This window comes from Streptomyces sp. NBC_00094, assembly GCF_026343125.1.
GTDB lineage: Bacteria > Actinomycetota > Actinomycetes > Streptomycetales > Streptomycetaceae > Streptomyces.
Genome location: NZ_JAPEMB010000001.1, coordinates 1,299,191 through 1,314,680 on the forward strand (window position 1 = coordinate 1,299,191; position 15,490 = coordinate 1,314,680).

Consider the following 15,490-nt stretch of genomic DNA (forward strand, 5'->3'; position numbering starts at 1 on the left):
TACCGCCTTCCCCGTCCACGGAGGACACCCATGGAACTGACCTGGAGCACGGATGACTTCGCCGTCTTCGACGACTTCCTCGCCCCAGAGGCCGCAGCCACGCTGTGGGAGCGACTGCGCACCGAGGACTACCACTTCGTACACGGACGCCGGGACGGGGCGTGGAACAAGGTCTACGGACTGCTGGACGGCAGTCCCCTCAGCGGGCCCGGCACGCTGAACGACCCGGAAGGCCACTTCACGGGACGCTTCGCCGACCACGCTCCGCACCCGTCCGGCGGGGCGACCGACGCCGTGGTGAAGCAACTGACCGAGGAGGCGGACCGCATCGAGCCGTGGACCGGGCGGTTCGGAACGGACTGGCACGCCTTCACCTGCCGCCCCTTCCTCTACCCGCAGGGCTCCGGGCTGGCCTGGCACGACGACTCCGGCGACCGGGCCGCCTCGTTCGTGCTGTACGTGCACCCCGAGTGGCAGGCGTCCTGGGGCGCCGAACTGCTCGTCTCCAGCGGAACACCCGGGGCGCGGTCCGCCGACCAGAACGCCCACCTCACCTCGCGGGTCGGACACTACGTCGCCCCGCACCCCAACCGGCTGGTCGTCCTGCGGTCGGGCGTACCGCACATGATCAAGAAGGTGGAGCCGCACGCCGGGGACCGGGTCCGGGGCTCCGTCGCGGGCTTCTTCCTGCGCCGCCCCGCCGATCGGCCGCAGTGACCGGGGCCGCCGCCGGGACCCGCCCGCCGCCTGGACGGGCCGTCCCGCACCGTGCGGTCGGCCCTCAGGCCCGGTCGTCGAAGGGTTCCGCCGCGGGCCGGTCCTCCCCCGCGCCCCGGGCCCGCCGGGCGGCCGCCTCACGGACGGCGATCACGTCGATGAGGTCGCTGACGGTGCCGAGCGCCTCGGAGGAGAGCCCCACCGCACGCAGGGCCACACTGCGCACCCCGGCGTCCCGCAGGGCGCCGAGGAGTTCGATCTCCGCGGCGATCTTCGCACCGTGCTCGTCGTCGAAGAAGTAGGAGACCGGGACCTCGAAGTGGTCGGCCAGGGCCTCCAGATGGCGCTTCGTCGGGTTGTTCCTGCGCCCGGTGCGCAGCTGCCAGAGGTACGTGGTCGAGAAGGACACCCCCGTGGCCTCCCGGCACGCGGTGGCGACCTCCTCATTGCTGAACGGCAGACCGTCGGGCCTGCGGGCGAGCCGGAAGAGTCCGTCGATCCTCCGGCTCAGTGACGTCGGCGTGGGTTCCGTTTCGGCCACGGCCTACTCCCTTCTGCCGCCGCCCTCCAGTGCGCCTACCCGCACGGGCGAAGGCAAGTCCGTTGATTTTCACTGTAGTTGACACCCCCAGAGTCGGCAGCCATGCTGAAGTGGCAAACGGATATGAAAACTGCGAAATGGTTGTTCATCTCAGCTGAAACGCCTGGCTGTCCCCACCCGCCTGGGTCCACCTCCCGGAGCCGTCCTTGACGATCCCCGTGCCCTCATCTGTGAAGAACGCCCATCCGTCCGCCGCAGGCCCACCCACCGCGTTCCCCGCCGACATGGTCGGACGGGACGCCGAGATCGCCGCGCTGTCGGCGCTGCTGGCGGATCCGTCGATCCCCGGAGTGCTGCTGACCGGTGTCCCGGGTGCGGGCAAGACGCGGCTCGCGGCCGAGGCGGCGGCCGCGTACCGCGCGTCGACCGGCGCGACCACCGTGCACGTGGAGACCGCGGCCGAGCCGTACGCGGAGAGCGCGCTCGACCTTCTCGCGGACCTCACCGCCGGCCGGGACGCGGGAGGGGCCCGGCCGCTCCTGCTCGTCGACGACCTCGACCGCTCGGACCACCACCGGCTGCTGCGGGCCTGCGCGGTCGCGTCCGTCGTGGTTCTCGGCACGGCCCGCCAGCCCCCCGCGGCCCACGGCCTCATCCCCTTCCCGGTGGACCCGCTGCCCGTGCCGCTCGACTGCTCGGCGCTGGACCTCGGCGCACTGGCGCGCGTTCCCTCGGTGCAGATGTACCTCGCCTGCCTGCGCACGATCAACCCCGCGTTCTCCCTCCAACTGCACAATCAGCAGGTCATCGCCCGGACCTGCGTCGAGGTGGGAGGCAACCCCGGCGCGCTCTGCCGCACCGCGCGGGTCGCCGCACTGGAGAGCCCCGAGGTGGCGTGGGCCTCGCTGGGCGGCCGGACCGTCCCGTACCCGGTCCATGCCGAGGACGACGACCCCTCCGCGGCGTCCGGTGGCGATCCGTGCGGCGCCCCTCCCCAGACCGCCGACGGAACGCCGAGCCGACTGCTGGCCCACTGCCAGGTGTTCAGCGGCGGCTTCGGCCCCGAGGCGCTGCGCCAGATCACGGCCGTCGCGCCGGAGGAGTTCTCCTCGGCGCTGGAGACCCTGCTGCGCAGCCATCTGCTCACCGCCTCCACCCTGCCGTCCGGCCGCCTGGACGGCACGGCCCGGTTCCGGCTGCGGCTGCCGCCGGACGGGCCCGCGCGCCGGCTCCCGCCGCCCGAGGACACCGCGGCCCGGCTGGCGCACGCCCGCTACTACGCGGCCCTGGCCCGCACCGCCGCCGACCGGATCATCTCGGGCCACCAGCGCTCGGGCCTGATCGCCTTCTGGAGCGAGGAACGCAACCTCCGTACGGCACTGGAGACGCTGCTCCGCCACGGGCGGACCGGCGAGGCGCTCGACCTCATCGACGACACCCGCGTCTACTGGTGGGCCACGGGCGGCTGGAGCACCTGGACCGAAGGACGCCCCCGCCCCGACCCGTCGTGGACCGCGACCGGCCACCGCGACCGGATCCGCGTCGACCTCCTGCTCGGCGAGGCGGGCATCCTGGCGGGCCAGCCCGAGGCCGCCACGGACCTGCTGGACCGGATCACGCCGGATGCCGCCCAGGCCGCGGGGCTGTCCGCGCGGGTGACGCGACTGCGGGCGCTGTGCGTCCTGGCCACCGACCCCTACCGCGGCACCGGCCTGCTCCTCGAGGCGGCCGACCGGCACCGGACCGAAGGCGACCTCCACGAGGCCCGCTACGTGTCGCTGGAGGCCGCACTCGCGGGATTCCGTCTCGGCGACACGGCGTCCGCGGCGGCCACCGCACTGGAGGTGCTGGCCGCGGCCCAGCAGGGGCGCGACACGCTCGCCGCCGGTGCCGCCCTGCTGCACCTGGCCGTCTTCGCGGCCGCGGAGGGACGCGCGCAGGCCACGGCGCACTACTGCGAGCGGGCCCTGTCGGCCCTGCGCGCCCTGGGGCCGCCGGCCGTCCTGGGCGCCATCGCCACCACGCTGGGCAGTCCCGCCCTGCCCGACGTCGTCGAACGCGCCGTCGGCACCGCCCGCGGCCTGGGCGCCTTCCACACCTGGCGCGGCGCGTTCCCGGAGGAGGCGGGCACGCCCGACTTCGCCATGGCCCGGCTGGAGGAGCCGGTGCGGGAGCTGCTGGGCGAGGCCGCGTTCTCCCGTGCCCTGGTCGAGGGTTCCAAGGTGTCACTCCCGGACCTTCTGGCCTCCCTCGTCCCGGCCCCCGCCCCTCCGGCCGCCACGCCCGCGGGCCCGTTACCCCCCGACACCCGAACCAGGATCGAGCCACTGACGCCGCGTCAGACCGAGGTCTCGCGCCTGGTGACGGCCGGTCTGAGCAACCGGCAGATCGCCCACCGGCTGGCCATCTCGGAGTGGACCGTGGTCAACCACATCCGGGACACGATGAAGAAGCTGGGCTGTTCCTCCCGAGTGGAGATAGCGAGCTGGATGCACCACTCCGGCCTGGGCCCGTCACCGGAACCGCCCCTGTTCCTCCGCACGGCCCTTCCTCCGTCCGCGCCTCCGTCCGCCCCCGCCCTGTCCAGACCGACGCTCATCCCGTCCTAGGCGGCCGTCACGAAGGGGCAGGCGTGCCCTACCTGGCGCGCTCCACCCGGTGGCGCATGTGCTCCACCAGTCCGGCCACGGTGAACGCCTCGGCCACCTGGACCAGCCACGCCGCCTCCTCCTCGACCGAGCAGTCGACCGGGTAGGCGAGCGCGACGTCCTGGTCCCCCGAGGCGCCGGCGCCGATCCTGGCGGACTCCAGCGCGGCGGCGATGACCGCGGCCTCGGCCATCGCCGCGCGGCCCGCGGGCGGCACGGGGAACCGGGCCAGCGCCGCGTCCGACAGCGCGCGGGCGTCGGGGGGAACGAAGGAACGGAGTACCAGGTAGCCGTCCCGGATCTCGATCACCCGGCGATAGAGGGCGAACTCGGACCGGTGCAGGGAGAACAGACGCACCGACGGCCAACCCAGGTCCAGGGTCGCCCCGGGAGAGACGGCTCGTAAGGCCGACCACAGTGGCTCCAGGGCACGGTAGGTCCGGTAGGCCCGTAGCCACCGCCCGACCGCGGTGGTGACGGGGACCCACCTCGCGGCGGTGCCGCCGAGGACGCCCAGGACCAGACAGCACAGACCGAGCACCCGGCCCACCGGGTCCAGCCCGGCGCTCTGCCGGTGGTCCACGACCATGGTGACGATGGACGACACACCCCACAGGGCCCAGACGAGGCCCACCGCGGCACTGGCCGTGATCAGGCGCAGGCCCGTGCGCAGCGCGCCCGGACCCAGCCCGCGGGCGAACCGGTGCACCGGGAACAGGAACCCGGCCAGGCACCACAGGCTGTAGCCGGTGAAGACCGTGTCGAAGGAGGCGAGGAGCACCACTCCGTCCCCCTCCGCGAGAAGCGAGCCGTGCCGGGTGCGTACGCCGGAGGAGAGGAACAGCACCGCGCACAGCGCGGTGGCCGCGAGGGTGACGCCGATGTGCAACCGTCCGGTCAGCAGGCGGGGCCGGGGCAGGCCGATCTCGATGACGGTCAGCGGGAGGAAGGCGAGGGCGGCCATCTCCATCTCACGGCCCAGGAAGTGGGTCACCCGCGGGAACCACGGCCACAGCCCCTCCAGGTACGTCGTCGGGGCGGCCAGCAGGGCCATCGCCGCGGCCATGCAGAATCCGAAGCGGCACAGGCAGCGCACCGCGAAGGGCGAGTCGCTTCCGGTGCGCAGCAGACGCAGTTCGTAGCAGCCCAGCCACAGCGCGGCGACGGCCGGGAGGTACGCGAGCAGGTCAGACACGTGGCCGCTCGGGGCGGCGGGAGGGGGCCCCGACGAGGGTTCCGGCCTGTCCGTGGTCCCGTCCCGGCACGGGACCTTCCCTCAGCACGCGGTGCAGGATGAGAGAGGCGAGCAGTTCCGCCTCCTGCTCGGCGGGCTCGGCGTACACGGTGCGGCCCAGGACCCGGCGCACCAGGTCGGGAGAGAGTCCGGGCAACAGCGCGCGTACGCCGGGTGTGTCGGGGGTGGGCAACCGATCGTGCCCGCAGAGCAGATGGGCCGCCTCGTGCACGAGGATGTGCTGCCGGTGCAGTGCGCTGGTCCCTGGGGTGCACAGGATGTAGTCGGCGTGGTCGGTCGTCACCAGCAGACCGCACGGGATCGCCGCGTCCACCGCGACCGGCAGGACCTCGATCGGGCGGCCACGCCGTTCCGCCAGGAGGGCCAGGAAGGCCTCGGCGTCGAAGGGGTCCGGCAGTTCGAGCCCCTCCGAGAGGGCGCGAACCCTCCGCCACAGGCGTCTGTGCGACCGATCGGTGAGCATCAGGGACCCCTCCCACCGGAACGGCGCCACCGCTCCGCGTCTGCTGCCTTCGAGCGACCCGGCGTCCCTCCCCTGGACCGCTCGGACATCCGCTCTGCAGGATCAGCTCAACGAGCAAAGCCTATTTTTTGATTGTATGCGCGTCCTGTCATGTACGGACAGAGTGCATATCGCGCCCCCGTCGGGCCCCTCCCGGCCCCGCCCGAACGACACCGCGCGCACCCACGGATCCCACCGACGGACACGCTGCGCGCCACAAGGGGAAGGGGGCTGACGCACACTCAGGCACGGACTGCAGGGGCGACCGTTCAGGCACACGCAGCGGGGCGGCAGTTGCCGAGGTGCCGGCGGACGGCCCGGGCAGAGCCGGTCCTGGGCGAGGAGTCCGGGGCGGGCCCTTTGCTGGACCACCATGGCCGCCTCCCTCAGGACGGCCAGGAGCGCTGCCCGCCAGGTCTCCGAGACAGCCGGGGGGGTTACTGCCGTCAGACGCACTGAAGCCCCGCCAGGACGTACCTGACGGGGCTCCATATGTGCACCAGCCCGCGGGGTCTATCGCCCCCAGGCGGACTCACGGAACCGCCGTACCTGAGAGGCGCTCGTCGACCACTCAGAGATGCGGTTTCCATCCTCGTCGACCGACGATCGAGCCTCTACGTACCGCCACGGCTCCTGCAGGTTGAACTGTTCGTGGAGTTCGGCCAGGAAGATGATCGAGTTCTGCACGTAGACCTCTTCCCCGTCTCGATACATCGGCCAACACGAGATGAAATTACTGGCCGCCGGATCGGTGATTGAGGCGATGAGGCAGGAGGTCGAATTCTCGGCCTCTTCAAGTCTCCTCAGCGCACCATCCCAGCTTCGACGGTAGTCATCCAACGTCCAGAAACTCAGGTCCATCAGGAACGTCTCCGTGAACTCGCCGACCCTGATCCGGCCGACCGCCTTGGAGGGCAGCGAACTCGCACCCTCTGAGGTCGGGTAATCGATAACCTCGATCACGAAGTCGTCATCCCTTGAGGTAGTTGAGGTCCGGGTCATAAGTTCCGATCCGCTTTCCCTTGTGATTGAACATCTTCCAGCCATCGGACACGTTATGCCCGTCAACATCAGGCGTGATGTAGTTCTTTCCATTGGAGAAGACCACCTGGCCGTGCGAATCGAACGGGGCCTTTTGTGCGGGAATTCTCGTTCCGTATCCCAGAGCCCCGGCCCGATCCCCTACGGTTCCCGCGTACAGCTCTCGGTTCTGCTGACTCCGCGCAGCCACCGAGTCCGGATGATACGGATCACCCTTGAGCGCAGGGGAAGAGGTGTATCCCTGAGGAAGATCACAGCTGCTGTTGTGAACGAGTACTGGCGTTGCCCCAGCCAGCACATAATACGTGTGCAGGTCATCGACCGTGAGGTTGTGGACCCGCTTGTGCTGGGTCCACGCGCGCACGGCGCTCACCTGGGTGTAAGAGCCGTTGCCGGTCCGCAGCAGCATTCCGGGGACGATTTCCTTGGCGTAGACCCACTTGCCTGGTTCGGGCGCCCAGAACGGGTGGTTGTCCGTCGCAACGACCTTGCCCGGGTGTCCGCCGGGGTTGGTGACGGTGATCTCGACCAGGTTCTTCTCGCCCTCACCGGTGATGAGCGCGGTGACCGTGCGCGGGCCGGTTTCTCCGGTCACCGGGTCGGTGGCGGTGACCTTGTCGCCGACGCGCACCTGTTCTATGGCCTTGTGGTTGCCGTCGGCCATCATGACCCCGGTGTCCGGGGTGAAGCTGTTGCAGCTCCCTGCCCCGCTGTCGGCCGGTTTCGGTGCGGGAGGGCTGTCCGCCGCCTTCGGTACGGGTGCGGTGTCGGCGGCTTTGGCCGTCGTTGCCGCATCGGCGGCGTTGTTGGCGGTCTTGGCGGCCTGAGCCGCGTCGAGGGCCTTGTTGCCGTACTTGGCGGCGTTCGCCGCGTAGCCCGCGCCCGGGATGGCCGAGGCGGCGGAGAGGCCGGCGTTGACGTAGTCGCCTTCCGCGGCGTACCAGCCCGCGTTGGCCAGGTCGCCGACCTCACCGACGACCGGGACCATGCCGACGACGTCCAGGGTGGTGTGGCCGATCGTCTTCCACGACGGCATCTTCGGCCACTTGCCGGTCGGGTCGGTGAGCTTGACCGGGTTGTTGTGGGTGTAGGTGTAGGCGGCGAGGTTGCGCGGCTCGGCGATGCCGCCCGCCATGCTCCCGTCGAGGTAGTCGGGCAGCGCCGGGTCGGTGCTCGCCCAGAGCTGGGTCCGTGGGTTGTAGTAGCGGGCTCCGTAGTAGTAGAGCCCGGTCTCCGCGTCGAGTTCCTTGCCGGTGAACTGGTAGGGCGTGTCCGCCTGTCCGGTCCGTTCCTCCACCCAGGTCTCCCCGTACGGGAAGTACTCCAGGTGCTCGGTGACCTTGCCCTGCTCGTCGGTGACGTAGCCGGAGGAGCCGATGTGGTCGGCGTGGAAGAACTGCTGGGCGGCCTCGGGACCGGTGGTCGCGACGGTCTTGGTCGTCACGCGGCTGTCGCCGACGAAGACGTGCTTGTAGCCGGTGGTGTCGCGTTCGCTGTAGTATCGGTTCGGGTACAGCGAGAGCCCGTCCTCGCTCCGCTTGACGAGGCGGTCGCCCTTGTCGTCGTAGACGTAGGAGACGGTGGCGCCGGCGCAGCCGCTCGGGTCCTGCGTGAGGGTGCCGGTCGCCGTGTCCTGGTTGCAGACGAGGCGGTTCTCCTCGTCCCACACGTACTGCCGGCGCTTGTCGGTGGCAGCTGTGTTGACCGTGCCTGTCAGGTTGCCGTTGGCGTCGTAGGCATGGCTGATCGGACCGACCTTGGTCGGGGCATGCGGTGTGGCGCCGTCGTAGGCGTACGTGTAGGCGTAGGTCGTCCGGTCCTGGACGTCGCTCGGGTTGGACGGGTCCTCGACCGGTTCGATCGGCCCGGCTCCGCCGCCTCCGACCGGGAAGGCCGGGGTGCCGCCGGTGACCTCGTGGGTCTGCGACTTGCTCGTGGTGTTGTGGATCGAGTCGTAGCCCAGGCTCAGTGTGTACGTGTTGACCGCGTTGTTCTTGTCCGTGTACCGGCCGGACGCGGAGGTGAGCCGGTACTGGTCGTCGTATCCGTAGGTCTGGCTGCTCGGACCGCCGATGTCCCCGCCCTGCGGCGCGTTGTTCGCCAGCGAGGTGATGTTGCCGATCTTGTCGTACGTGTAGCCCAGGTTCTGGAACGCGGTTCCGCCCGGCGCCACGGACTTCAGCGCTCCGAGTCGGCGGTCCTCGGTGTCGTAGGTGTAGGTGGTGCGGACCCCGTTGCCGGTCTGCTGGAGGACCTTCTGCCCGAACTTGTCGTAGTCGACCCGGTCCAGGTACGTGTAGCCGGTGCCGTTCTTGGATCCGGTGGCCCGGCCGACCTGGCCGCCCGAGTCGTAGGCGTAGGTGAGGACCTCGCCGTCGGGATAGGTCATCTGCAGCACACGGTTGAAGGCGTCGTACCGCCAGGCGGTGGTGTAGGTGCGCGGGGCGTCGCGGACCGCGGTGATCGTGCGGGTCTCCTTGATCACCTCGCCCAGCGCCCCGTAGGCGCGCTGCACCGTTCCCGCCGCGTCGTGGACCTCGGTGACGCGCGAGGCCGCGTTGTCCGGTGCGCCGGGGGCTCCGTACTCGTAGGAGACATTGTTCTCCGGGAACGTCGGGTAGCGGATGGCCTTCAGCCGCGAGTACTCGTAGTCGTACTCGACGGCCTTGTCCGCTGCCCGCAGGTTCGCGGTGATCTTCGAGGTGACGTTCCCCGCGAGGTCGTAGCGGGTCTCGGAGCGCCCGGCGTCCGGGCTGTCGAACGACGTGCGGCGTCCCAGTGCGTCGTAGCCGGCGCGCGTGACGTTGTTCTTGTCGTCGGTGATCGTCGTGACCTGACCCGTGGGGTCGTACGCGTAGCTGGTCCAGATCTCCGAGGAGCCGTCGAACTCCTTCACCGAGGTGGTGGCACCCCGGACGTCGGTGTAGGTGCGGCGCTCCTTGCCGTTGCCGTCGGTCACCGTCCGCTCGAAGCGGGTCGTGCCCGCCCGGTCCTCGCCGAAGCCGTATCCGGTGCTGGTGGTGACGCCGTCCGGTTGCACGGTCCTGACCGAGCGGTCCAGGACGTCGAAGGTGTCCTTCGTGGGTGCCACGGAGTCGAAGGAGGCGTTGAACGTGGTGTTCGCGGCTCCCTTGTCCTCGGTCACCGGGTAGTACTTCTCCACGGCGCGGCCGAGGTGGTCGAACTTCAGCCGGCCGGAGACCGTCATCACCTGGGTGGGCGTGGCCCCGGGCGAGGCGGACACCGAGGCGTCCTTCTTGGTCTGCAGGACACGCTTGAGGCCGTCGCTGAAGGTGACGGTGTCGATGGTGTCGTCGCGTACCTCCGAGGCGGCACGGTCGAGGTGCTCGGTCGTGGCGTACGGGACGGTCGCCTCGGGGTGGTAGCCGAAGGTGATCGTGGCCTGGTCGCCGTCCTTCTCGTAGGGCCCGATCACCTTGTCGAGTCGGCCGACACTGTCGTAGGACATCCGGAGCGGCTGGCCGTTGTGGTCGGTGTTCCGCTCGGGCCGGCCGTACTTGAGGTTGTGCGCCGTGGACGAGCGGTAGCCGAAGCTGTCCTCGACGGACTCGACGTGCACGCCGACGGTGGTGTCGTAGCCGTACTCCAGCTTGTAGCGCTGCCCCTTCGCGTTGGCCGGACCGGTCACCGATTCCAGGTTCCCGTCCGGGTGGTACGTCAGGTCGGAGACGGCCGCGGTGTCGTCGTCGAGGTACTCGCGTGTCTGGCGCACGGCGCCGGTCGCGCAGTCGACGGTGGATTCGCGGTGCCGCAGGAGTGCGCCGGTGGCCGCGGCCTTCTGCCGTATCGCGTTGGCGGTGCCGACGAGGTACCGGTCGCGGCACTGCGTGTCGGAGCCGCTGTACGCGAAGACGGTCTCCACGTCGTCCGCGGTGCCCTCGTCACCCGTGTCGAAGGTGCGGGTGACGTTGCCGTACTCGTCGTAGGAAAGGTCGGTGAAGGTGGACTTCTCCGCGGCGGCCGCGCCTTCGTAGTGCTTTTCCTCGACGCGGGTGAGCTGCGGGAAGACGGTGGCGGTCCGGCTCTTCGGGTCGGCTTCCTGCTCCGTGGAGGTGTCGAGCAGCCGGTAGGTGTTGAGCGTCTCGCGGTACGGGTGGCCGGCGCCGTCCTCGGTCAGCGTGCGGGTGAGCAGGCCGCGGCTCACGTATCCGTCGGTGCGGTACTCGTCGGTCACCGTGCGGCGAACGGCGTCGTCCGTACCGGTGTCGCGGTCCTCGGTCACCACGCGGCCGAAGCCGAGGAACTCGCGCTCCAGCCGGTCGTGGCGGCCCTGCTCGTAGCGGAAGGTGGTCAGACGTGTGTCGGCACCATCACCCGCGAGCCCGTCGAACACCGAGGTGCGGGACAGCACCCAGCGGCTCTCCTGCATGTCCGCGGTGTTGCCCGAACGGGTGTAGTCCAGGTCGATACGGGCGCCCATCGGCCGGCTGACCGAGCGCAGCAGGTTGGTGCGACCGGTCTTGTTGACCGCGACAAGGAGTTCGTCGTCCCGGGTGGACTTGACGTGGTCGGCCAGGCCGTCGCCGTTGACGTCCCGCAGGCTGGTCTCGGCCCGGCTGATGCCGGTGGACGCGTTGACGCCGGGGTTGAAGACGAAGACGCCGACGGGTGTGGGCAGGCCGACGGTGAAGTAGACGCCCCCGCCGAGACTGGCGTTCTTGTCGACGGCGATCTCGGGGAAGCTGCCGCGGAAGGGGGCGGGCGCGGTGAAGCCGGTGCCGGTGTTGACCGCGACCTTGATCGGGTTGGCCCCGTCGGTGAACACCCGGTCGGTGAGGCCGTCGCCGTTGACGTCCGTCATGCTCGCGTGGGTGAACGAGGTTCCCAGCTCGGCGGAGACACCGCCCGCGAAGCCGTAGCGGTCGACGTTGAACCCGAGGTTGACGCCGACGTTGCGGGTGGACGCGTCGTTGATCGGTCCCGCCGACCAGGGTTCGCGGGCGGCGAAGGAGTAGCCGAGGTTCAACTGGGCGTCGCCGTCGCCGAACACCTTGTCCGGCAGCCCGTCCCCGTTGATGTCGATCAGGTCGACGCGGACGTCGGACTCGCCGCCGCCGAGGCTGCCGCCGATGCCGAGCGACGGCTGGACCGCGCCGGTGGAGGCGGTGTTGGCGCTGGTGCCCGCGTCGGGCGCGGCCATGCCCAGGGCGCTGGCGATGGTGGCGGACTCGCTGCCCGCGGAGTACGACACGTTGCCGGAGACGTTGTCCGCCTCGCGGACGTTGCCGCCGAGGGTGCCGCGCGTGGTGCCGAGCGCGCCGGTCATGTCGGAGAACTGGATCCCCTTGGCGCCCACGACGTCGGGGTAGCCGTCGCCGTTGAGGTCGAGGTAGTCGACCGAACCCGCGGTGATCCCGCCGACCACGGTGCCGCCGAACGGGCCCGCCGCGAGGGTGGCCGACACCTGGCCGGTGACACCGCGGCGCATCACCGCCCGGTCGCCCGCCACGTCGGCGTCGGTGACGATGTCGATGGTGTCCGCGCCGAGACGGGAACTCGTCGCCATCGCGGCGGTGATCCAGGAGGACTCGTCCTGAGCGGCCCATCCGCCCTTGGCGGGAACGGGGGCGAACACCGCGAGCCGCGGCATGGTGAGCCGGGGATTCGCGGTGAAAGGCGCGACGTCCGCTTCCTTGGGCTCCTTGGGAAGCGCGTCCTTGAAGCTCTGGTCCAGCGTGAGTTCGGCCTGCTTGAGCGGTTGGGTGGCGCGGTCGCGGTTGCCCTGGTAGCCGATCACACCCCAGCCGCGGTAGGGCTGGGCGAAGGCGCCCTGCCCGACGGAACCGTGCATGGCGCTGGGCGCCGGGGTGAAGGTCGGCCAGCTGGAGGTCACGTCATAGGTGACCGACGCGGACTGCGAGACGAGCAGGCCGAGCAGTCCGGTCTCCGCCGTGGAGTAGTCGATGTAGAGCTCGTCGCCGGCGGTGACCGGCACGGTCAGGTCCAGGTTCGGGCCACCGAAGGGAGACGTGTCCCTGGCTTGGAAGATCCGTTTGCCGAGCAGCTGCCCGCCGCGCTTCTTCACGGTGAACGCGATCTTGGCATCACCGAGGAGGTTGAAGTTCAGGGAGATCTTCGGCCGCACCTTCAACTGGCCGCTCTTGGTCGCCTTGTAGGTCTGCTGCGGCGCGGTGAGGGTGTCCGCCGGGTACATGGTCATGTCGTACGGCGGGGTGATCACCAGCGTGGGATCGCCCTTGGCGTCGACGACCGACTCGACGCCCTGGGCGGCCGTGTAGTGCGCCTTCGGCGCCCAGTTCACCGCCGAGGCGTCGATCGGGGAGTCGGTCTTCAGCTTCCACGACATCTTCTCGAACGTGCTGACCGGAATGCTCACGTCGATCGCGGTGGTGCCGGTCGACGCGGCGGGCAGGACCTTGCGGAACACCTCCGTGCCGGGGTGGACGCCGTTGCCCTTCTCGATCACGACGGTCACGTCGTCCGAGGTCGCCTTGGACTTGACCACGTCACCGGTCAGCCGCAACGTGCCGTTCACCGGCACGGTCACCAAGGACGGCCTGCCACCGAAGGTGAAGTCGGCCGACGCGCGGAACACGGTGTTCGCCAACCCGTTCGCGTCCGTGCCGGCCGGCAGGTTGGTGTAGGTGATCTCCGGGTCCCAGGCCACGGTGTCGTACGTGCCGTCCAGAATGGACTGGGTGCGGAAGTAGAGCGCGTCGCCCTTCTTCACCGGAATCGACGCCACATTGCCCGGGGTGAACTCGCTGTGGTCGTCGGGGCCGATCCGCTGCGCCCAGAGTTCGGCGTCCTTGTGCTGGATGGTGACCCGCACGCCGTCGGCCTTGGTGTAGGCCGCCCGCGCCGGTGAAGGGTCCTGGGTCAGCTGCACGCGGCCGTCCACGCGGACGTTGCCGTCGAACGGCGCGACCCAGCGGCGCACCGTGTCAAGGAGCGGCGAGTTGTCCACCTGCTGGTCGAACTGCGCGGTCTGATCGCCGACGATCTCGCCGGTCACCGCGCCGCCCCCGATCGGCACCGGGGTGCGGGTGGAGTCCGCGCTGTAGGCGGGTTGCCCCTGCGCGTCCAGGTAGCCGAACAGCACGCCGCCGTTGTTCACCAGGTCGGCTATGCCGTCGCCGTTGACGTCGCTGAAGAACCGGTCCGAGGTGGTCGTGGTGCCCACGAAGTCCAGCTGGGCCGAGGTGGTGAGGACGTACGACTCGACGCCGATGGTGCCGGACAGCGTGCGCTCGGTCGAGATTCCCGGGAGGTTGGTCAGCTTGATCGGGGTGTCGCCGAACTTCGGCTCACCCCCCGGTGTGGCCAGATTGGGCCGGTAGAACACGTCCTTGTTCTTGCGGAACACCTTGTCCGGCAGATTGTCGCCGTTCACATCGGCCAGCGTCGACAGGCCATCGGACTGGCCCGCGCTGAACCCGACCTTCAAGCCGACGGCACCCTCCTTGGTGGTCAGCCCCTGCACGTTGTAGCCCGCGAACAGGTGCGCACCGAAGCCGACCGACGTGTTGGCCGAGATCGCGCTGGCCTCGCCTTCGCGGATGTTCACCCCGAGGTCGTCGTCCGGCACCGACCAACCCGCCGCGTCGGCGAAGGCGTTGTAGTTGCCCGACTGGTCGCGCACGTCGTCGAAGTAGTCGAAGGTGTGGGTGTGGAACAGCTGGTTGCTCTCGCTGAACTGCGACACCGAGGTGAGCAACGTCTTGGCGAACGCGCCGGTCCGGTAGTTCAGCTCGTAGGCGCGGATCAGCTGGTCGTCCAGCTTGACCTCGACGCGCCGCAGCAGGTCGGCGGTGACCTTCTTGAACCCGTACTTGGCGTCGATCCGCACGTCCGCCCGGCGGGGCTCGCCGCGCTCACGGTCCCGGATGAACGTCACCGAGTACCTGCCGTCGGTGTCGCCGCGGCCGGTGTAGGTGATCTTCTGCGGGTACAGGTCGCTGCCCGGAACCGCGGAGCCCGTGGTGCCGCCGTCGGCCACCTTGGCGTACCGGTAGCGCATGACGTTGTCGTTGCCGTCGCGGATCTCCCGCGCCGCCCAGGTGGCGACGCGACCCGTGCCGTCGGCCAGCGTGCTGTCGGCCGTGCCGCCGAAGAGCGTGCGGACACCCTGCTTGTCGGTGACCTCCCACCAGTAGTTCGTGGGGCTGTCGCCGTGGCGCACGATGCGGTCGAACTGGCCCTCCACCCGGGAGTGGAACACCTTCTCCGCCGTGCGCGCCTGTAACGCGCTCCGGTGCGCCACCGGCGTCAGCTGCTCACCGTTGAGCAGGTAGGTCTCGGTCTCCAGTCCGGCGTCGTAGCGCGGCACACCCCACCGTGTGTCGACCGTGACCATCGGGATGGCGAGGTCCCACCCGACGCCGAGCCATCCGTTCGTCCCCGACGAGTTGTAGGTGACGGCCAGATTCGGCTCCAGGCCCGCGCGGCCCTTCGGCACCTCCAGCGGGTACGACAACCGCGCGTCACCGCTGTTGTTCGCCGAGGGCGCCTCGACCAGGTTCACTCCGGAGCCGGGGTCGGCCGCCTTGATGTCCTTGATCTGGTTCGGGTTGAACGACGTGCCCTCCGGCCCCTCCGGCCCGGTGACCGCCGAGCCGGCGTCCGGCACCGTCGCGGCGGCGCTGCGCAGCAGCTCGGGCGAGGTCAGCCCGGACATGGTGAGCACCATGGCCAGGATGATGGTCACGCCCGTCCGGCTGCGGACCACGCGCTGGACAGTCATCAAAGAGCCCCCGTACCGCCGGACGTCCCCGGAGCACGAGTCGACCGACGACCTCCGCCCC

Annotated in this window: 7 protein-coding genes; 2 read left to right on the forward strand and 5 right to left on the reverse strand. The window is 70.1% G+C overall.

Annotated features, from left to right (window positions below; genetic code table 11):
• Nucleotides 1-30 precede the first annotated feature (30 nt).
• On the forward strand, nt 31-717 hold the full coding sequence (locus tag OG580_RS05485; RefSeq protein WP_267042506.1) for a 2OG-Fe(II) oxygenase: 687 nt from the start codon (nt 31-33) through the stop codon (nt 715-717).
• Between the two features lie 64 nt (nt 718-781).
• Here OG580_RS05485 and OG580_RS05490 read toward each other — a convergent pair whose 3' ends face one another.
• Entirely contained in the window at nt 782-1,258 is a 477-nt protein-coding gene (locus OG580_RS05490; protein ID WP_267042507.1) for a helix-turn-helix domain-containing protein, read from the reverse strand.
• A 218-nt stretch (nt 1,259-1,476) separates the two neighbouring features.
• Between OG580_RS05490 and OG580_RS05495 the strand changes: the two genes are divergently transcribed.
• Nucleotides 1,477-3,867, forward strand: coding sequence for a LuxR C-terminal-related transcriptional regulator (locus tag OG580_RS05495; protein WP_267042508.1), 2,391 nt, complete (start codon nt 1,477-1,479; stop codon nt 3,865-3,867).
• Nucleotides 3,868-3,895: 28 nt separating this feature from the next.
• On the opposite strand, the gene OG580_RS05500 is transcribed toward OG580_RS05495, so the two are convergent.
• From OG580_RS05500 to OG580_RS05515, 4 genes are all read right to left on the reverse strand, one after another.
• On the reverse strand, nt 3,896-5,101 hold the full coding sequence (locus OG580_RS05500) for an MAB_1171c family putative transporter (protein WP_267042509.1): 1,206 nt from the start codon (nt 5,099-5,101) through the stop codon (nt 3,896-3,898).
• Nucleotides 5,094-5,624, reverse strand: a complete 531-nt coding sequence (locus tag OG580_RS05505; RefSeq protein WP_267042510.1) for a ParH-like protein — start codon at nt 5,622-5,624, stop codon at nt 5,094-5,096. The genes OG580_RS05500 and OG580_RS05505 overlap by 8 nt, the downstream gene beginning before the upstream one ends.
• A 552-nt stretch (nt 5,625-6,176) precedes the next feature.
• A complete protein-coding gene (locus OG580_RS05510; RefSeq protein ID WP_267042511.1) occupies nt 6,177-6,626 on the reverse strand; it encodes a hypothetical protein in 450 nt (149 codons plus the stop codon).
• 7 nt (nt 6,627-6,633) lie between these two features.
• On the reverse strand, nt 6,634-15,429 hold the full coding sequence (locus OG580_RS05515) for a SpvB/TcaC N-terminal domain-containing protein (RefSeq protein WP_267042512.1): 8,796 nt from the start codon (nt 15,427-15,429) through the stop codon (nt 6,634-6,636).
• Nucleotides 15,430-15,490: the final 61 nt, after the last annotated feature.